Origin of the sequence: Microbulbifer pacificus (genome assembly GCF_002959965.1) — a bacterium.
Classification (GTDB): domain Bacteria; phylum Pseudomonadota; class Gammaproteobacteria; order Pseudomonadales; family Cellvibrionaceae; genus Microbulbifer; species Microbulbifer pacificus_A.
This window is the reverse complement of the sequence record NZ_PREV01000027.1, coordinates 1,062,915-1,082,573: the sequence shown is the minus strand read 5'-3', so window position 1 is coordinate 1,082,573 and position 19,659 is coordinate 1,062,915. Positions and strand designations below refer to the sequence as shown.

17 protein-coding genes are annotated in these 19,659 nt (G+C 57.6%); 4 read left to right on the top strand and 13 right to left on the bottom strand.

From position 1 onward, the window contains the following. Window positions 1–6: 6 nt before the first annotated feature. Window positions 7–1,221, bottom strand: coding sequence for an efflux RND transporter periplasmic adaptor subunit (locus C3938_RS15365; protein WP_105104105.1), 1,215 nt, complete (start codon window positions 1,219–1,221; stop codon window positions 7–9). Window positions 1,222–1,593: 372 nt separating this feature from the next. Between C3938_RS15365 and C3938_RS15360 the strand changes: the two genes are divergently transcribed. From C3938_RS15360 to xthA, 3 genes are all read left to right on the top strand, one after another. Continuing rightward, window positions 1,594–2,256 carry a TetR family transcriptional regulator gene (locus C3938_RS15360; protein ID WP_105104104.1) on the top strand — a complete coding sequence of 221 codons (663 nt, stop codon included), beginning with the start codon at window positions 1,594–1,596 and terminating at the stop codon, window positions 2,254–2,256. A 349-nt stretch (window positions 2,257–2,605) separates the two neighbouring features. After that, on the top strand, window positions 2,606–4,708 hold the full coding sequence (locus C3938_RS15355) for a carboxy terminal-processing peptidase (RefSeq protein WP_105104103.1): 2,103 nt from the start codon (window positions 2,606–2,608) through the stop codon (window positions 4,706–4,708). Window positions 4,709–4,818: 110 nt separating this feature from the next. Then, window positions 4,819–5,634, top strand: coding sequence for an exodeoxyribonuclease III (xthA, locus tag C3938_RS15350; protein WP_105104102.1), 816 nt, complete (start codon window positions 4,819–4,821; stop codon window positions 5,632–5,634). A 66-nt stretch (window positions 5,635–5,700) separates the two neighbouring features. On the opposite strand, the gene C3938_RS15345 is transcribed toward xthA, so the two are convergent. Beyond that, window positions 5,701–6,504: a S1/P1 nuclease gene (locus C3938_RS15345; protein ID WP_105104101.1), complete on the bottom strand. Its 804-nt coding sequence runs from the start codon at window positions 6,502–6,504 to the stop codon at window positions 5,701–5,703. A 271-nt stretch (window positions 6,505–6,775) separates the two neighbouring features. Between C3938_RS15345 and C3938_RS15340 the strand changes: the two genes are divergently transcribed. After that, window positions 6,776–9,913, top strand: a complete 3,138-nt coding sequence (locus tag C3938_RS15340; protein WP_105104100.1) for a TonB-dependent receptor — start codon at window positions 6,776–6,778, stop codon at window positions 9,911–9,913. 65 nt (window positions 9,914–9,978) lie between these two features. On the opposite strand, the gene C3938_RS15335 is transcribed toward C3938_RS15340, so the two are convergent. The 11 genes from C3938_RS15335 to gspF form a co-directional block, all read right to left on the bottom strand. Next, window positions 9,979–12,186, bottom strand: a complete 2,208-nt coding sequence (locus C3938_RS15335; RefSeq protein WP_105104099.1) for a hybrid sensor histidine kinase/response regulator — start codon at window positions 12,184–12,186, stop codon at window positions 9,979–9,981. Window positions 12,187–12,255: 69 nt separating this feature from the next. Further along, window positions 12,256–12,462: a DUF2788 domain-containing protein gene (locus C3938_RS15330; RefSeq protein WP_105104098.1), complete on the bottom strand. Its 207-nt coding sequence runs from the start codon at window positions 12,460–12,462 to the stop codon at window positions 12,256–12,258. A 142-nt stretch (window positions 12,463–12,604) separates the two neighbouring features. After that, entirely contained in the window at window positions 12,605–12,874 is a 270-nt protein-coding gene (locus tag C3938_RS15325; protein ID WP_105104561.1) for an acetyltransferase, read from the bottom strand. A 327-nt stretch (window positions 12,875–13,201) separates the two neighbouring features. After that, window positions 13,202–13,690: a type II secretion system protein GspM gene (gene gspM, locus C3938_RS15320; RefSeq protein ID WP_105104097.1), complete on the bottom strand. Its 489-nt coding sequence runs from the start codon at window positions 13,688–13,690 to the stop codon at window positions 13,202–13,204. A 60-nt stretch (window positions 13,691–13,750) separates the two neighbouring features. Beyond that, window positions 13,751–15,097 carry a type II secretion system protein GspL gene (gene gspL, locus C3938_RS15315; protein ID WP_105104096.1) on the bottom strand — a complete coding sequence of 449 codons (1,347 nt, stop codon included), beginning with the start codon at window positions 15,095–15,097 and terminating at the stop codon, window positions 13,751–13,753. After that, entirely contained in the window at window positions 15,098–16,072 is a 975-nt protein-coding gene (gspK, locus tag C3938_RS15310; RefSeq protein ID WP_233998943.1) for a type II secretion system minor pseudopilin GspK, read from the bottom strand. Further along, window positions 16,069–16,911 (bottom strand): type II secretion system minor pseudopilin GspJ, encoded by an 843-nt coding sequence (gspJ, locus tag C3938_RS15305; protein ID WP_105104095.1) that lies wholly within the window; start codon window positions 16,909–16,911, stop codon window positions 16,069–16,071. The genes gspK and gspJ overlap by 4 nt, the downstream gene beginning before the upstream one ends. Next, window positions 16,908–17,309: a type II secretion system minor pseudopilin GspI gene (gene gspI, locus C3938_RS15300; protein ID WP_105104094.1), complete on the bottom strand. Its 402-nt coding sequence runs from the start codon at window positions 17,307–17,309 to the stop codon at window positions 16,908–16,910. Before gspI ends, gspJ begins: the two co-directional genes overlap by 4 nt. Further along, a complete protein-coding gene (locus C3938_RS15295) occupies window positions 17,299–17,910 on the bottom strand; it encodes a type II secretion system protein (protein WP_105104093.1) in 612 nt (203 codons plus the stop codon). The genes gspI and C3938_RS15295 overlap by 11 nt, the downstream gene beginning before the upstream one ends. Before the next feature lie 18 nt (window positions 17,911–17,928). Then, window positions 17,929–18,357, bottom strand: coding sequence for a type II secretion system major pseudopilin GspG (gspG, locus tag C3938_RS15290; RefSeq protein ID WP_105104092.1), 429 nt, complete (start codon window positions 18,355–18,357; stop codon window positions 17,929–17,931). An 81-nt stretch (window positions 18,358–18,438) separates the two neighbouring features. Further along, window positions 18,439–19,659, bottom strand: a complete 1,221-nt coding sequence (gene gspF / locus C3938_RS15285) for a type II secretion system inner membrane protein GspF (RefSeq protein ID WP_105104091.1) — start codon at window positions 19,657–19,659, stop codon at window positions 18,439–18,441.

Sequence of the window (19,659 nt, the reverse complement as noted above, 5' to 3'; positions counted from 1 at the left end):
GACTACTTACCCCTTGCTGGCGTCGCTCTGTGCTTTTGCCGGTGCGTTTTCTGCTGACTCGCTGGCGGGCGCGGGCAGGTCCACCGGTGCTGGCGCTGCGGCCTCACCGGGATTGACCACCACGCCGGGGCGAATCTTCTGCAATCCCTCAACAATCACGCGATCGCCTGCCTTCAGTCCGCTTTCCACCAGCCAGGAGCTGCCCACGGTCTGGGAAACCTGCACCGAACGCTGCTCAACCGTATTGCCCTCACCAACTACCATCGCGGTGGTGTTGCCCTTCGGGTCGCGCGCGATGCCCTGCTGGGGTACGAGGATGGCATTTTCACGCTGACCACTGCCCACCGAGGCCCGTACATACATGCCCGGCAGCAGTGTGTGCTCCGGGTTCGGCACCACCACCCGCAGGCGAACACTGCCGGTAGTCGGGTCGACGCTCACTTCAGAGAATGCGAGTTTGCCAGCGTGGGGGTAGGGGCTGCCGTCTTCCAGCAGAATGGTTACCGGCAAATCGTCGGTCTTCTCCATGGTTCCCGCCGCCAGTGCTTTGCGCAGGCTCAGCAGCTCGCTCACCGATTGGGTTAGATCCACATAAATCGGGTCCAATTGCTGGATGGTCGCCAGGGCCGTGGCCTGATTGCTTGTCACCAGCGCGCCCTGGGTCACAGAGGAAATCCCGATACGACCGCTGATGGGGGCACTGATTCGGGCGAACTCCAGCATCACCTTGCTGCGCTGCACTGCCGCTTTCGCCGCGGCCACATCGGCTTTCGCCTGCTGCAGTGAGGCAATCGCGCTGTCGTTGTCCTGCTTGCTCACTGCGCCGTTCTTTACCAGCGCCTGGGTGCGGTCTGCCTGCAACTTGGCCACATTCAGCGTGGCCTCGGCGCGCTCCAGCGAGGCCCGTGCGCTGTCATAGTCCGCCCGGTAACGAGCGTCGTCCAACTGGTACAAAGCCCCTCCGGCTTCTACCAGTCCGCCCTCATTGAACAGCTGATCCTTGATGATGCCATCCACCTGCGGACGCACTTCCGCCACTTTAAAGGGGCTGGTGCGGCCAGGCAGCTGACGGGTCAGGGTGACGGGTTCGCTCGCCAGCGTAACGACGGTGACCTGTGGTGTGTGTCCTTGCATGGCCTGCTGTTTTTCACCGCAGGCTGACAGCAGCGCTGCGGCGAGCAACAAGCTGCCGGAGATCAACGATTTCTTCTTTTGCAACATGACGACCTCGTGATTGCATCCATACCGGTGCCTGAATCAGCACCTCTGACAATTGAATTCGTAATAAAAGGTGTGCCGGCTCTGGTCTGGCGAATCCGGCCCAGAGCGGCACACTCAAGCGACAGTGACGGGCTGACTGAATGCCCAGTCATTTCGATAGAGAAAAGATGTCTACCGGACATATGTGACTATGTGGCGACTTGACCGGGATTTAAATACATTCATGAATGAATATCAACTATTCATTCATGAATGAATGTAAAGTAAAATCAAGCCGCTCTGATCGGCCCAACCGGGACCGAATCGAGCCTCCACGCAGCTGGCTATGCCGCTGTGTGGTCAGTCCCACACAGAACAAGTCAGGTAGCGAAGATGGCGAAGCGTAAGAAAGAAGATGCACTGGAAACCCGTGAGCGGATTCTCGATGCGGCGATAGAAGTCTTCGACCATCGCGGTGTATCCCGTCCCTCCCTGACGGAAATCGCTGAGTTGGCTGGCGTCACCCGCGGCGCGGTGTACGGCCATTTTCAGAACAAGGCAGACCTATTCAGTGCCCTGGCAGACCGCATTCAACTGCCGGATGAATCCCTCTGCCAGGCCCCCCAGCATTCCTGTGACCCCCTGGGGGAACTGCGCAAACGTTGGCAGTTCCTTTACCGCGAGGTCATGACCAATGAGCAGTGGCGGAGAATCTTTGCCATCATCCTGCTACGTTGCGAATGGGTGCCGGAAAACGGTGAGATCAACCAGCGCTGTGCCCAGGGCCACGCCGAGGGCACCCAACGTCTTCGCAATCTGATTGAGAATGCCGTTTCTGTGGGTCAGCTGCCGGCGGATCTGGACATCCAGGTCGCGGTACCGGTACTCCATGCCGGAATTATCGGCCTGCTACAGGAATGGTTAATGAACCCCGATGCCTTCAATATCGCCGACGTCGGCGCACGCCATGTAGAGGCCATGCTTGAAATGCTGCAATCGTCTCTGCATTTGCGCAAGCAGGCGGAACAGGCTCAATCCGTATTATCTGAATCCTGAAAGGGTTCATTGTGCGGGGCAAACAGGACGATTGCTCGCCACCTGCCGCAGAAGACACTCATTTGGTCGAATTTCGTGCTACCAGGCAGCAAGCCCACCGGAAACCGCCGCTAGAAGAGAACTCAAAACGAGTAACTTCCCATCAAATACCCGCTGATGGCGGGAAAAACGTTTTACCGATCGCCGCAACCGGGACACCTTTCACCTTGTAATGGAAGCATTTCATGCCTTTCGGAGCTTTCAGCCTTTATACTTGTCCTAAGCTATAAGTCGCCACTGCCCGGAAGCCCTCTTCCGGTCCTTATAGACAGTGGGGCGCCTTGAAGTAGGACGTATAAAGAGACTCCTTATGCTTAGCAACCGAATTGCCGCTCTCATTTCCGGCCTTTCCTTTTCCCTCCTGGTCCTCATCTCGCCATTCGCACTGGCTGAAATCGAAGATCTCAAACCTCATCAAGACCAGGGCGGCACCGCCCGCGAGATCGTCAGCAAGCTCGAAATGCTGCACTACAACAAGCTCAAGGTGGGCGATGAGATGTCTGCGGGCCTGTGGGATGAGTACATCGACAGCCTGGATCCGAGCAAGAGCTACTTTCTCTCTTCCGACATCAATGAGTTCCGCCAGTGGCGCACCAAGCTGGATGATGACCTGAAGGCGGGTAATGTCGACCGCGGTTTCGAAATCTACAACCGCTATCGCCTGCGTGTATCCGACCGCCTCAACAATATCATTTCCCAGCTCGACAACGGCCTGCCCAAGTACGACTTCAATGTCGACGAGAACCTGGAACTGGACCGGGAAGACAGTCAGTGGCCCCCATCCATCAGCGCCGCTGACGACCTCTGGCGCAAGCGCATGAAAGGCAGTGTTCTGAGCCTGCGCCTCACCGGTAAAAGTGATGACGAAATCGCCGACCTGCTGAAGCGTCGCTATAAGGGCCAGCTCAAACGCCTGGGCCAGCAAAATTCAGACGATGTGTTTGAGCTCTACATGAACTCCCTCACCCGCCTGTACGACCCCCACAGCAATTACCTGTCTCCGCGCTCGCTGGAAAACTTCAACATGAGTATGTCGCTGTCGCTGGAAGGTATCGGCGCCGTACTACAGATGGAAGATGAATACACCAAGGTCGCGCGTCTGGTTGCCGGTGGCCCTGCCGACCGCACTGGCAAAATCAAACCGAATGACAAGATCGTGGCCGTGGGCCAGGACAAAGATGGTGAAATGGTGGATGTGGTCGGCTGGCGTCTCGATGACGTGGTAGACCTGATCCGCGGTGCGGCGGGCAGTTATGTTCGCCTGGAAACCATCCCCACCGGCGGCGATGGCACCCACCGCACCATCACCATTCAGCGCAGCAAAGTGAAACTGGAAGACCAGGCGGCCAAAAAAGCCGTGTTTGAATTCACCGAGGGCGACCAGACTTACAAGGTTGGCGTCATCAACCTGCCCACTTTCTATATTGATTTCGAGGCCTACCGCCGTCGTGATCCCAACTACAAAAGTACCACGCGCGACGTAGCGCAATTACTGGAAGAGCTGCAGAAGGAAGGCGTCGATGGCGTCATTCTCGATCTGCGCAACAACGGTGGCGGCTCCCTCCAGGAAGCCACCATGCTCACCGACCTGTTTATTGACCAGGGTCCGGTGGTGCAGATTCGTCACGCCAACGAGCAGATTTCCCGCCACAACCGCTCGCGCTCCCGCGCCATGTATCGCGGCCCTCTCGTCGTACTGATCAACCGCCTGTCCGCGTCCGCATCGGAAATCTTTGCCGGTGCCATTCAGGACTACAACCGTGGCCTGGTTGTCGGTAACCAGTCGTTCGGCAAGGGTACCGTGCAAACCATGGCGCCGCTCAAGGAGGGCCAGCTGAAAATAACCCAGTCGAAGTTCTACCGGGTTTCCGGCGACAGCACCCAACACGCGGGTGTATCGCCGGATATCAGCATGCCGCAACTCATCGACAGTGAGAGTGTCGGTGAAAGCGCCTACGATACCGCCCTGCCCTGGGACCGTATCCACGCCGTGCGTCACGCCAAATATTTCAATCTGAAAGACATGGTACCGGAGCTTGCACGCAAGCATGAGAAACGCACCGAAACCGATCCGGACTTCGTCTTCCTGCGGGAACAGTTCAAGTATCAGATTGACCAGACCAACAAAAAAACCGTCTCTCTGAATGAGTCTGTGCGCAAACAGGAGCGCGAACAGATGAATCAGGACATGCTGGTCATGGAAAACAAACGCCGTGTGGCCAAAGGGCTGGAGCCTTACGAGAGCTTCGAAGCACTGGAGAAGAGTGAATCCGAAGACACCGAACCGGTGGGTGGCCCTGTAGAGATATCCCTGGAGGAAGACCCCGTACTGAACGAGGCGGGCTTCATCATGGCCGACTTTATCGGACTCACCAAGCGCAGTAGCTCGCCGCAGGTGGCCAATTTCGATTGAGTTTTACACATAACAGGCCGGGTTAACCCGGCCCGCGTCAGAGCCTGGCCCGGCATTCGCAACCCGAATCCCGGGCCTTGGTTTATAAGAATTTAGGGGAGGGAAAAAATATGAAAGTCATATCGTTTAACGTCAACAGCCTGCGGGCGCGCTTGCATCAGATGGAAGCACTGGTACAAACGCATGCTCCAGACATCATCGGCCTGCAGGAAACCAAGGTTACCGACGAAGAGTTCCCGGTGGATGTCATTCGGGATCTCGGGTATGAGGTCATCTACTTCGGCCAGAAAACCCACTACGGTGTCGCCCTGCTCTCCCGCTACCCGTTCCTGAAAAAGCAGTATGGATTCCCTACCGATGCGAAAGACGCACAGCGTCGCCTCGTAGCCGGTCAGTTTGACATCGGTGCGGAAAAGCCGCTGACGGTCATCAATGGTTACTTCCCTCAGGGCGAGAACCGTGAGCATCCGGTCAAGTTCCCTGCCAAGCGCAAATACTACGCCGACCTGGACATCTATCTGAACAGCACCTGTGAAAAAGATGCTCCGGTGCTGGTGGTGGGAGATATGAACATTTCGCCAACGGATCTGGACATCGGCATTGGTGAACCCAATCGCAAGCGCTGGCTGAAAGACGGCAAGTGCAGCTTTCTCCCGGAAGAACGAGAGTGGTTGGAGAAGCTGCAGGGCTGGGGGCTGGTGGACACCTTCCGCGCACAGAATCCGGAAACCAACGATCTGTTCAGCTGGTTCGATTACCGCAGCCGCGGCTTCGAGCGCGAACCCCGCCGCGGACTGCGTATCGACCTGATCCTTGCCAGTCAGTGCCTCGCCGACAAATGCGTGGCGACCGGTATTGATTACGACATCCGTGGTATGGAGCGCCCATCGGACCATGCGCCGGTATGGGCAGAATTCAAACTCTGATCGCCGAACCACATAACGACAAAAAGGCCGTCGCGACGTATACGATAGCCTTTTTTATTTTCCCGTTCAGTCGCGCTCGGAATCTCCCAACGTCTGGTTCAGCAACGCTGCCAGACGAACACCACTCTGACGCAGCCGAAGCTCGACAACCGGTTTGTTTTTCCGATAGTAGTCATCACCCAGCTTCGCGCTTCCGGTATAGGCATTGGAGTGCGCAAGCCGGTGTGATTCCTCCGCCCAGACTTCCGGGATTTCTAGCTCTGCTTTCGCCAGCTCCCCACCATTAATCCGATCTACTTGCGCCGTTGCGAATACCTTCCAGTCCTCGACAAAACCCGCTGGCAAATACGTGTCCCAGAGTGCGTGAAGATTGGTTTCAAATCCGTAAAAAGAAACCTTTACATCATTGCCACCGCGATCGTCTCGCAGTCCGGTGTGCATCGGCTGGTGGATATCTTCGACAAAGTGTACGAGGAAGAGCAGCGCCTCTGCCCGCTCACGGTCGCTCAATGTTTTATCGGCAAGCTGTGAGCGATAGGTCTCGATAGCCTTGAGAATACAGCCCTGTGAAGGGCAGTCCCGCGACGGTTCGTAGGTCTGCCAGGTCACCGGCAGATTGATGTAATGCAACGGCGCGGCCCAGTTATAGCGCTCATCGCCGCGAATACGGTCCGCCCAGGTACCCGCTTCTGCCAGGCTGCCTTCGCCCTTCAGCCGTAGCAAACGTGTTACCTCACCCCGCACATCTTTTTCGAGCAGTTGCCACGCGATTTCACCGGCGGCGCGGTGCCCGTCCGGGCCCCACGCCAACACCGGCGAACACAGTAGCGCTGCCACAAGAAAACTGCTGATTTTAAAAATTCCGTTCATGGCTCCCCCAAAAAACGTACACACCAACGATAGCGGAGCAAAGCCTAGAGAATGAGTGTGACAATTTCTGGATCGACGAGAAGCCGGTATCAACGGTAACCATTTTGCGACAATCCGGACACAGATCCTTAACTCCCCTGAAAAACTCTCTGACCAGAATGGGCGCGCCGGAATTCCGGTGAACACATAAAGAACGATCAGAGATACCAATGTAGGGAACTGCAGTGCGGCGACGACTGCTCTGCGGTAAATACGAAATCAGGAGAGTTTCATGAATCACAGCCATTTTCCGCGCGCCCTTATTTCGGCCGCGGTAATTGCCACACTGGGTATGGCACCCGCGGCGTTTGCCCAGCAGACCACGTCATCCATTCGCGGTCTAGTGACCAGCGAGGCCGGCCAGCCGGTGAAAAATGCCACCGTAACTATCGTGCACCAGCCGTCAAAAAGCCGCAGTGTCATTCAGAGTAACGACAGTGGCCGCTTCAATGTTTCCGGTCTGCGTGTGGGAGGTCCCTATACCATTCGCGTGCAATCCGACGCGGGCGAAGAGGTCCTGGAAGGCGTCTATCTCAGTCTGGGCAATGCCTTGAACCTGCCCATCGAGCTGGATCGCGACAATCTCGAAGTGAACGCGGTGGAAGAAGTAGTGGTCACCGCTGAAGCCAATAATTACAGCAATCGCGGCTCCAGTGGCGTATTTGGCGAGGATCAGATTGCCACTGCCGCCACCTTCAATCGCGATATCAAGGATGTCATCCGTGCAAACCCGCTGGCGGTTGTGAGCCCGGACGGTACGGAACTGAGCATCGCCGGAAGCAACCCTAAGTACAACGCACTCACCGTGGACGGCGTGGGGCTCAATGATACTTTTGGTCTGCAATCCAACGGCTACCCAACCAATCGGCCACCAATTTCCCTGGAGGCAGTGGAACAGATTTCGATCGCATACGCACCTTTTGATGCGCGCATCGGACGTTTTACCGGGGGCAATGTCAATGTCGTGACCAAGTCAGGCAGCAACGAGTTTCACGGCAGTGCATTTATGGAATCCGTACCCTGGACCGGTACCGCACGAGACGATCGATTGCCGACAGATGGTAGTGTGGCTGAGTTTGACGTGGAAAACGAGGAGCAGACCTACGGTGCCACCTTCAGTGGCGCGCTGCTACAGGACAAGCTGTTCTTCTTTTCATCCTATGAAAAATGGGAAGAAGAGATCGCGTTCAACTACGATCTGAACACCCTGTCCAACCATCGGGTCAGTACCGCGGAAGCGAATCGTGTGCTCGATATCATGCGCGATGTCTACGGCCTTGAGGATTCCATTGGTGCTGCACCAGAGCCCGACAGCGATGAAAAATTCCTGATCAAACTGGACTGGAATATCGGCGACAATCACCGTGCAGACTTTACCTATTCCAGCCAGGAAACCCGCTCTGCAAACAATTACACCGACAGCGAAAGCACCCTGAACCTGGCCTCCAACCTTTGGACCATGGCCCAGGACACCACCTACTACAGCAGCCACCTGTTCTCCGACTGGAGCGACGTGTTCAGCACTGAGGTAAGCCTTTCCTACAAGGATTACGAACAGGCCTCTCTCACCAGCGCCAATTGGGGCGAGATCAATATCACCACCGACAGTGGCTACATCGTTGCCGGTGCCGATGAAAACCGCCACGCCAATGTGCTCGCCAACGAAGTATGGAGTCTGGGACTCCACGGCTTCTATACCGCGGGTAACGTGCAATATCGCTTTGGCGGTGAAATCGAAGACACCTGGAATTACAACCTTTACGGCCGCCACGCCGCCGGTACCTGGAGCTTCGACAGTATTGACGATTTCGAAAACCGCGAAATCAACAACTTCCAGTACAGCAACGCCTACACCAATGACATCCAGGATATCGCCTACGATGTCAACGGCAGAACCTACGCGCTCTACGGGGATGCCACTGTGGAGCCTGCAGCGGGTCTGGAGCTTGTCGCCGGTCTGCGCTATGAAACACTGAGCATTGACAGCGCACCGAATGCGAACCGCAATTTTGAACAGACCTACGGCTATTCCAATACCGAAAACCTGGACGGACGCGACATCTGGCTGCCCCGGCTGGGCTTCAACTGGGACCTGCGCGACGACCTGACCCTGCGCGGCGGTGTGGGTCGATTCAGCGGTGGTATGCCGCTGGTATGGGTCTCCAACGCCTATACCAACGATGGCACCACCAAGGATTCCGTCTATCTCACCAGCCTCGATGCAAACGATGTGGATTTCACCCGCATCCCCGGCGAGGCCCTGAACAGCCTGGCACCCGGCGCCGGTAGCACCAACAATATTGACCCGGATTTCAAACTGCCATCTGACTGGCGCTACCAGTTGGCCGCGGACTACGTTTTCGCGATTCTAGGTCTGGGGGACGATTTCAATTGGACCACCGAATTCACCTATGTTGAGCGTGAAAACGCCGTTTACTGGCGTGACCTGTCGCGGGTGGACAACGGCAAACGCGTGGGTAACCGGATTATCTGGGACAACGTTTATGCGGGCACCGAGTTCGAAGACAACTACGATCTGGAACTCACCAACGTCGACGACGGTGGTCGCAGTATCTTGTGGTCAACGGCATTGGACAAGGCATTCAGTAACGGGCTGTCTTTCAACGTCTCCTACACCCATCAGGACATCACTGAAGTCAATCCCGGAACCAGTTCCACGGCGGAGTCCAACTATCAATACGAGGTGGTGGAGAGCCGCAACCTGCCGCTTGAAGGCACCGCTTACTATGAAATTGAGCACCGCGTGGTACTGAACCTCGGCTACCGCACCGAGTTCTTCCAGGGATATGCCACCAACTTCAACCTGTTCCTTGAGCGCCGTTCGGGGCGCCCGTTCTCCTGGACCCTCGGCGCCTTCCGTGATGCGGGCCTTGGTGATCAGACCAACTTCGACGACTCCGATGTCTACCTGGCCTATATTCCATCCGGAGCCGATGACCCCACCGTGGATTTTAACACCGGCCTCGGTTACGACGAAATCATGGCGATTGCGCGCGATGCCGGCGTGGCGGGAGCCGCCGGAGGGTATACTGGCAAATACAGCGACACCATGCCCTGGGTAACCACCATGGATCTGGCCATTACTCAGGAGGTGCCCGGGTTTATGCCGGAGCATCGCGGCATGGTGTATTTCACTATCGACAATTTCGCCAACCTGCTGAACGACGACTGGGGCAAGGTGTACGACCTGTCGTTCCCCCAGCAGATCCTGTTCGACTACGACATCAATGATCAGGGACAGTATGTTTACTATGCCCCGTTTGATGGCGTGAAAAACAAAAACTACAGTCGTTTCCAGGCGGCCGAGTCCACCTGGCAGGTGAAGCTGGGGCTGCGTTACGCGTTCTAAGCGCGCCCCGCCCAAACAAAAATGGCCTGTCTTAGACAGGCCATTTTTATGCTTGCAGTTGCGTTTTACACCCCAACCCAGCGCTCCAACGTTTCCGCAAGGCTGTCCTTGCTCAGCGGCTTGGTAAGGAAATCATCCATTCCCGCCGCCAGGCACCGCCCTTCAAATTGTTCTTCCGTGGTACTGGTCAGGGCAATGATCGGCAAGCGGTCATCGGGTGAGAATTCGTTCTCCCAATGGCGCAGCCGCTCAATGATTTCAGCACTGTGGGTAGTGTTCTGTTGGCAATCCACCAGCAACAGGTCGTAACTGTGGTCGGGCAGCAGGCTCAGGGCGGCATCTACGGACGGTACCACTTCCAGCTGATAACCCAGTGCCTGGAGCATTTCTTCGGTAACCCCCTGGTGTTGCCGCGACTCCTCGATCAGCAACAGTTTGCGTTTGCGGTTAACCTCAGCGCTGGTGCAGACCACACGGCGGCTGGACTTCTTGAGGCCACCAAACAGGCGCACAACAAGTGCGTCATGAAATTCCTTGCGCGTCAACGGGCGCGGCAGATACTGGGCTTCCGGCTCGGAGGCCGCCAGCGGGGCAAAATGTTTTTTGTGCCCGAGACTGCCAAGGCACAACAGGGGAAACTTCGCAGGACTATTGCGCGACGCAGAGTTGATTACCTGGGTCACACCGCTCAGTAGACGGGAATCCCCCATGGCCGGCGCCAGAATGACCAACTGCCCTCGCGCGATCGCCTGCAACAGCTCATCGGTAGGCTCGGTACTGCCATCCGCCCAGTGTTTGCTCGTCACCTCCATCCCGAAAGATTGCAGCATCTGGGCAATACCGGTAACAAACAGGCCCTTCTGGTGCAGCAGCAGAACGTCGACGTCCTGCAGACGGCGGTCCGGCTGCAAGTAGATGCGCTGATTCGGTTCGATTTCGAACTTGATCACCGCGAGATAGCGGTTGCCATCGTCTGAGGAGTGCAGCTGGAGAAAGCCACCCATGGCTTCCGCCAGCCCCTTGGCGATATTCAAACTCAGCCCGGTGGTTACCTGGGTGGTATCCCGGCGGGAAAAAGCACCGAACAATTCGGACTCATCCGGAAGGATTTCACCACAGCCGTTGTCACTCAACTTGATGGTCAGCTGCCCTTCCCCGCCGCCGACCTGCTCGAATACAACCTCGCCCCACAGTTCGCCACTCTGGGCAATGACGGTGGCGGAGTCCACCAGGTTGCGGATCAGCTGCGCGGTTTTGCGGTTATCACCGGTCACCATGACCGGCAGATCTTCACTGATCTGAAAGTTGAACTCGAGGCGCTGGCGCTGGGCCGCACGGGCAGCCACCTTGAATGCTTTCTCCAGCGTTCGCACCAAATTGAAAGGCGCCCGGCGCAGATGAATATCCTTGCGCGCCACCCGGGTAAACATGCCGACGTTATCCACCAGCTTGAGTTGCTGGTTGTTAGCGTATTTCGCCAGTCGCAACCATTCCCGCTGGCGTTCGGAAAGGCGATCACCTTCAAGCAGCGCAAGCGCACCGAGCGAATCGGACAGCTGACTGCGGAACTCCTGCCCCACATTGGCCAGGAACTCATTGGTGACTTCCACCGCCGCATCCGAATTCTTACGCGCCGCGGCCAATTTACTGGCCTTCTGCTGCAACTCCTGCATGGCGGCCACGCGATCCCAGTAATTCTCCGACTCGCGCCGCGCCTGATGCGCCATCAGCCACACAAAAGTGAGCGTCAGCGCTCCATAGATAGCACCGAGGATCTCTCCGGTCATAAACCCCTGAAGCGCCACCGGCACCAGGGATGTCGCGAAAAACCAGGTGAGAAACCGGTAATAAGGTGCGAATACCGACGCCACACTGGCACAGAAAACTACGGTATACAGCCACAGGAACTGGGTGGAGGGCGAGAAGCCCAGAAGAAACACATGGAAAAATAGAATCACACCCCACCAGATGGCACCCAGGGTTGAGGCGAGGAAATAGCGGTGCCGCCAGCGTTTCGGGCCGGAAGCGTAAATATGTTCAAAACGAAAAACGTAATAACCCCGCACCAGGGTTACCAGCACCAGCACAATGGCCAGTACCAGCACCAGCCGCGGCGCTATGCTGCGCAGTTCGCCAATAGCAATTGCGATGGCAAACGCGGCCAGACTGAACAGAAGCCCACGACGGCTGTATTTGGCAATACGGGTGTCGGTATTGCGGCAAACACGGCGGTCCTTCTGGACCTTCAGTTCGGGGTGATCAAATAAAGGCATAAGACGATTCCGGTGAACGCTCCCTGTATCCGGCCGTGCGCTGGCAGCGGCCCTGGAGTCACTGAGGCCCTACTGGCCCAATCCCATGACTTCAACCAATACGGTTTTCACAACAAAGCCCAGCAAACCAAGGCCGAGGGCCGTAAACAGAATAAAGGTACCAAAGCGGCCTGCTTTGGACTCCTTGGCCAGATTCCACACGATAAACATCATGAACAGGATCAGGCCACCAATTCCCAACACCAGGGAATACTCTTCAAACAGCTCAAAATTCATGGCACAAATTTTCCGCTTCGGTGGCCAGGCTTGAAACGACACCCCGACGTCCAGCACCGGAGAAAAATTGGCGCGTATTGTATAGGAGGTATTGGTACGAAACCACGAATTAGCGGCAGATGGGAAAGGGATTTCCGGAGGTCTACGCGCCCTGGTAGTAGTCACCGTCGTCGATGCGGGTCCCGCACTTGATGCGGCGAACCTCCCGGTCCCGGTAGCGACTGTCGTGCCAACAGCGCGGCAGCGCCTCACCGGACAGGAACTCAAGCTGTGACTTGTCGAACACCTCAGGGTCCTGCACTTCTTCACCCCAGAGGTAGCGCCCGATGACAGTCAGCTCATAGGGATTGGCAAGGGTAACGATATCGGCAACGTCGACAAGGTGTTTGGTCCCGGAATCTCTTAACAGCATCTTCTTCCCCTGTTTCTCATCAATACTCATGAGTATAGGGAGAATTACACGCCATCTCCGGTGGAATTTGGTTCTACATTTTCACCTTGGGCGGTGGATAGATAGCACTGCAAAGAGGTTTATCCTTCGCAAAAACAGGTGAATTATAAATAAAGCCCGAAAGACTCACCGAAAAAATAGAATTGTCGATTAAACCCCACCCTCAGACTTCCAAAAGATACGCCAGGGGTCACCACCGTCGCGAACTCTCGACCCGATGCAGGATTGCCGCACCTCAAGCCGGCGCCCCTACAACTCCGGGGATTCACCCTCGATGTGGTTGAAGGGTCAACGCTCCAGAGTCAACCGGGCTGACACCATCCCCTCTTCCGCCAACGCATCGACGCTGACCGAGCGGATAATGAAACGCTGTTGCAGCAGGGTATTGAGCCAGGGCTGCAGATCCTGATAACGGGCCTCGTCAATCCACAGACGAATGCGGCCGTCCCCTTCCGGCTCAAACCGCTTGATGGTGACTTTGTGGTTGCTGGCCGCGGCCGTCACTCGCTGCAACAGGGTACCCTGAGCTTGGGAATTCCCACCACTGCTGCGCTGGATACGCTCCAGTTGGGGGCGCTGCTTTTCTATCCAGGCCAGCAGTTCCCGCGATTGCTCAGCCTCGGTACGGGCATTGTCAAAATACGACTGCGCCGGCTTGAACAGGCCAAACACAATAAATAATGCGCCGAGGAATAACCCCAGCAATCCCAGTGCGCGCTGGTCGTTGGCCGGTAGGGCCACCCATTTGCGACGCCACTGCTCAATGGTCTGTTTCATACTGATCGATGATCTTACTGATAGTTTTATTCGCTTGTGCCTGGTCGAAAGGCGCGCGGCTCAGCGCAGTCGAATCCGACCGGAAACACCATTTTCCAGCTCATTCGCGGCAAGAAGCTCGGCCCTGAACTGGCTTCCGTCATTGAGTTTGCCAACCACATCATCGAGCTGCCCGAGATTGGCCGCGCGCAGCTGTAGCACCAGCTCTCCGCGGTTACCGTCAAAGCGCAGGGACTGCAACTTCAGGTCCCCGGCATTGGCCGTGCTCCAGACGGCACTCAACTGCTGCAACTGACTGGCGAATTCGCCACCGCCACCGGCCGCCTGATTCAGGTAACCGGTCACCTGACGGCGCAAATCCGCACCGGGAGAATCGCCGGGGAAAATCTCACTGAACAGCGTCCGCGCGGCGTCGTCCGCCCGGTCCGCCTGAATTCTGTAGAAGGTACCCGCACCGACAAAGAACAGCAGCTGCAACACAAAACAGGCCGCAACCGCAATTGCGGGTGTTTTCCACCATGGACCGGCATCCGTCTTGAGGGAAATCTGATATTCGCCAGTCAGCAGATTACCCGGAATACTGGCTCCCTGCGCTTGCAACCAGGCTTCCTCAGGCGCCCCCTCGGCCACGGCAACTTCACCCAACTGCTGAAACGTCGCGAGTTCCAGCTCGTTCACATCCCCGCACAGGCGCAGCTTGACGCCGGTATCCCCAGCACCAGTGGTTTCGCTTTCACCTTCCTCCGCAAAGAGGCTCTCCGCAATGACGCCCGCAAGCGGACGATTGACGGTCAGGCCACGTCCTTCCGCCTGCCAGAAATGCGCTTTGTCGCGCTCCAGCCAGATGGCAGAACCCGCACCGGCAGCCAGCAAATGGTATTCGGGGATAGCGGCAACCACCGGCCACCCAAGGCGCTCGATCTGCTGTTTGAGCGCGGCCAGTTTGTCGTTGGAAGCCGCCATCAGGCTACAGAGGTCGCCCGCGACCGGCTCGCAGACAAAATGCAGATCTTCAACGTCTTCGGCCAGCTGGTCTTCCACCATATAGCCGAGGGCACTGCTCTGGCGCCGCGCCGCACGCGGCACAACTTCGAGACCACTCCACACCCAGCTCCCGGGCAGAATGAGCACCGCCCGCTCACCGGGCTCGAAAACGAGTGCGCTGGAATCCGGCAACTCCGCCTCTCTCACCGCTCCCGCGGCATCGGCATCGTTGGCGCCCGCCGGCACGGACGCTGAGGTATCCGCCGCGAAGGCCCTCTGGAATTCGTCGTCGATGGCGACTGTATGCCAACCGTCAGACTGCCAACGCTGCAGGAGCACACTACCGGCCGGCAGTATCTGCTCGCCGGAATGCGCACCGGCCCCCGGCTCCCACAGACGCAATAATTTCAGTTCCTGACTCAATTAATCCCCCAGTAATTCCTGCAAAAACTGCCCGGAAAATTCCCGCCGCTGACGTTGTATTACTTTTACTCGACCGGTTCTGGTGTCCAGTTTCAGAATGGATTCCCAATACTGGCGGTGCTCCAGCCCCAGCTGTACAGCGATATGCGCGACATAATACGCGCTGTTGAAATCCACGTCCCCGCCGCCGGTAATCCCAAAACCGGACAGATCCGCCATCTGCATGAAAGGCGTACCGCTCTCCCGCTGCGTGATCAAACCGGCGATATTACCGCTCGGGAACACGGCTTCCAGTAATGCCTGTGAGGCAGTATTGACGTTGATCTTGGTGCCCGCTTCCGGCAGCGCACACAACTGCGGTTCGATCAGTCGCCACTCCTCCGACTCCATACCCTGCACGGCGCTCAGTTCCGATACGTCGGTAATCATGGTATCGGGGGTGCGATGGGCGAACTCCAAACCGAGATAACCGGTATCTTCGGTATCCGAAGCCAGAGGGGTATCCCCTGGATCGACCCAATCCTCGATGGCGAGCGCACTCTCCTGGCGGGCACCGAGATTGCGCACCAGCCGCTTGAGGATTTCGCTGTTTTCATTCGCGCCGCCACCGGCTCGACTCAACGTTAAATTATTTACATTAAAACAAGACTGCAAATCTTTGATTTGTATGCGTATTTTTCCGTTGCTCGGATTAAATTCCGCCAGCCGTTGAGCCCAGGCTTCCAGCAGGTTGTCACTGGCATTACCCGCGTTTCGGTCTTCTTCGAAGTCCTTTTCCAGCGCGATGATGGCCCAAGCCTCGGCGCCCTGAACGAATTCGGCCAGCTGGGTATTCGCGAGAATCGCACTGGTACGGGAAATAGCCAGGCGATTACGCATGACCGCGTGGGTAACAGCGGCGATGGCGATAACCATCACCAGGAGTACCGTGATCAACGCCACACCGCGCTGCTGTCTGAGACCGACGCGGATCACGGTGAGTCCTCCGAACTCCGGCCGTTCTCAGAGTCACCGCGATCACCTGAGCCGCCACCGTCGTCTTTGGAACCACCGCCGTCATCGCCCTCCCCGCCGCCATCGCTTTCACCACTATCACCACCATTATCGCCACCCGAGCTTGAGCTGCCGCCCGTCTCGATGGTGTATTCCGGTAGTGAAAATACCCTGTGCATCTCGCCCGCCTTGCGGGTCAGCAGAGTAATCTCGATGGCCTCGGGCAGCCGCAAGTCCGCCTCACCGGGTGTAGCGCTTGATGACGCCGGCGGCCACTGCGCCAGCCAGACCTGGGTATCGCGATCGTAGTAGCGCACGTTGAGATCGAGGATACCGTCCAGGATGGGCTCCGCGACCGGCTCTGAGTCCGGACCGCGGTCGAGAATGCGCCAGCGGCTACGAAGGAGCAGTGCAGAGTCATCATCTTCGTCGCGGTCGCGACTACGCGCCGACTCCTCTTCCGGGTAACCGATACCGTAATGCAGGCGCAACAGGTTGCCGCGGGGCTCACCAGTCAGATTGGCGGCCCCCAGGCGGGTAAATTCGAATTCGTTGGCGACGCCCTGGAATGCGGGTTCATAGCCGCTGTAGGCGTTTTTAATCGGACGCACGGTTAATTGGCGCAGGTCGTCATCCAGCCGGTACATGGCCATGGAAAGACGGCGCATTTCGTCCGCGCGGGCGGTCAGCACCCGATCAGTGGTGAAGAAGGATTCAAGCAGCGAATAGGAGCCAATGCCAATGATCGATACGATCACCAGCACCACCATAACTTCGATTAGTGTAAAGCCGCGGTTGCGACCGAGGAGTGCCGCGTTCATGAATCCATCGCCGTGGGGTCGGGTTGCGCTACCCAGGAGTCGATAGTGAGAATCGGCGGTTTGTCCGGCCACCCGACCTGCACAACAATATGACGCATGCGCGGTTCACTGGTGCTCTTCACTTCGGCGCTGACCTGCCACTCTCGCTCGGACAGGATCATTTTTTCCGTCTTTTTCCCAAGCGGTGGCCAGTCAGTGCGCAAGCGAATTTCCGCCAGGGCCTGTTGCGCTACCCAGTTGGCGGCGAGACGTTCCTCCAGCGCCGTCTGCTGCCGAACACTGTCCTGCATGGTCTTCAGAACGCTCGCGGCAATCACCCCGAAAATCACCAGAGCGACAAGAACCTCAACCAGAGTGAAACCGCGCTGGCACCGGGGAAAACGGACGTCAGTAATCATCGGCCTGCCACTCCAACTCCATTCCGTGAAGGGTGCTGTAGGAAATGATCGCAGCGCGACCGATATCGCCATCTCTCAGCAGAAAGAAGCCGATTTCCACTGGCAGTACTTCGCCACTGGAAAGCGCCGCGAACTGGGGCAGCAGCTCCTCTTTGTCATCTTTATCGCGCCCGCCCCCCTTGCCACGGCGGCTGCCGCCGAAACTCGATTGCTTGCTGGTATTACCGGGTAGCTCAGTCTGCGACAGCACCTCTATGCGCATATTCGACGGCAGCTCATGAGCGGTAAAACGGCGGGCATTGGCCGCATTTGGCGTAGCCGAAAAGTCGATCTCCTGCCATTTCATGGTGCTGGAGTCGTAGCGCACCACCTGATAGCTGCGCTCTTCAAACACCACGCCGTAGTGGGCCTTGTCGATCAGCGCCCGGTCTGCCACCAGATTGAGGAGGTTTCCCAGCCGCTGAACCTCCCCGGTCCAGTGTCGGCTATCGGTATTGTTCAGGGAGAGCGTCGCCATACCCGCGAGAGAGGCGATGATGACAATCACCACCAGCAATTCGATCAGGGTAAAACCCTGTTGGTCGCGGGCTGTAACGCACATGGAAGGCTCAGATCAGCCTCAGAGTTCAGACGCAACGAGATCGGCGGCCTCGCCTTCGCCACCCGGCTTGCCATCGGCGCCCAGGCTGAACAGGTCATAGGGACCGCTGCTGCCGGGGCTGATGTACTGGTACTCGTTACCCCAGGGGTCCTTCGGCGCCTTCTTCAGGTAGGGCTCATTCCAGTTCTTGGCCTCCGGGAACCCGGACGGCTTGGTCACCAGCGCTTCCAGGCCCTGGTCAGAACTCGGGTAGACAAAGTTGTCCATGCGGTACATATCGAGCGCAGTGGAGATCGCCCGCAGGTCCACGGTCGCCGCCTTGACCCGAGCCTCACCGGTACGCCCCATGATATTTGGCACCACCAGTGCACCCAGCACACCCAGAATCACGATTACCACCATGATTTCGATCAGGGTGAAGCCCCCATTTTTACGCATGTTTCTCATCATTCACCTCGTATAGAGAGATTGGCCAGCAGGCCGTGTACTTTGCCGCATTGTTCGTCTTTTGAACAGATCTGGTGACCGTCAGACCACCAGCTGATTCATGCTCATGATCGGCATCATGATGGCCATCACGATAAACAGTACGATTCCCGCCATCACCAGCAGCATGATGGGCTCGAACAGGCTGACAAAAGCCGTCACCGCCCCCTGCAGGTCCCGTTCCTGGTTCTCCGCCGCCCGCACGAGCATCTGGTCGAGGGTACCGGAGGACTCACCGCTGGCGATCATGTAGGTCATCATCGGCGGGAAGTACTGCACGTCCTCCAACGCCCGCCGCAGGCTACCGCCCTCACGCACAAACTTCTGCGCGACCTGCAGGCGCTCCTTCAGGTAATCGTTGCTCATCACACCACTGGCAATCCCCATGGCCTGCACCAGTGGCACACTGCTGCCGGTCAGGATCGCCAGGGTGCCCACATAGCGCGCACTCTGGCCACCGCGCACCAGCCAGCCGATCACTGGCATGTCCAGCAGCCGGTGGTGGAAGCGGTAGCGGAAGCCATCCTGACGCAAGAGCAGCATCCAGCACACCACCAGCAGGACAATTGCGGGCGGAATCATCCAACCCCAGGCGGAAATGAAATCGCTGATGGCAACGAGAATACGGGTGGCCAGCGGCAATTGCTGACCGGTACCAGTGAATGCCTCGATCACATCCGGGACCACGTACACCATCAAACCGGTAACCACCAGAACACAGATGACCACCAGCACCAGAGGGTAGATCAGCGCCAACTGTACCTTCTGGCGGAACACCTGCTGGTTTTCGGTGTAATCACCGAGACGCTCCAGCACGTCGTCCAGGTGTCCGGAGTGCTCTCCGGCTTCTACGGTAGCGCGGTAAAGTTTCGGAAATGCGCGAGGGAAGCTGCCCAGAGCCTGTGCGAAACTGTGCCCCTCCAGCACTTTGGCCCGCACCGCAAGTACGATGCGTCGCACCTTCTGATTGCGGGTCTGATTGGCGATTGCGCCGAGGGTTTCTTCGAGGGGAATACCGGCGCGCAGCAGCGTGGCAATCTGTCGCGTCAGCAGTGCGAGCGCCTTGATCCCCAACCCGGGACTGCCGGAGATCAGGCTGCCGGAGGCGGCACCGCCAGAGGACTCTGAGGCCGCGGTGACCTCCAGCGGAATCAGCCCTTTCGCCCGCAACTGCTGACGGGCAGCCTTGGCGCTGTCCGCTTCCAGCGTGCCGCGATTCTTGCGCCCGCCGCTGTTGAGGGCGGTGTACTCGAATGCACCCAT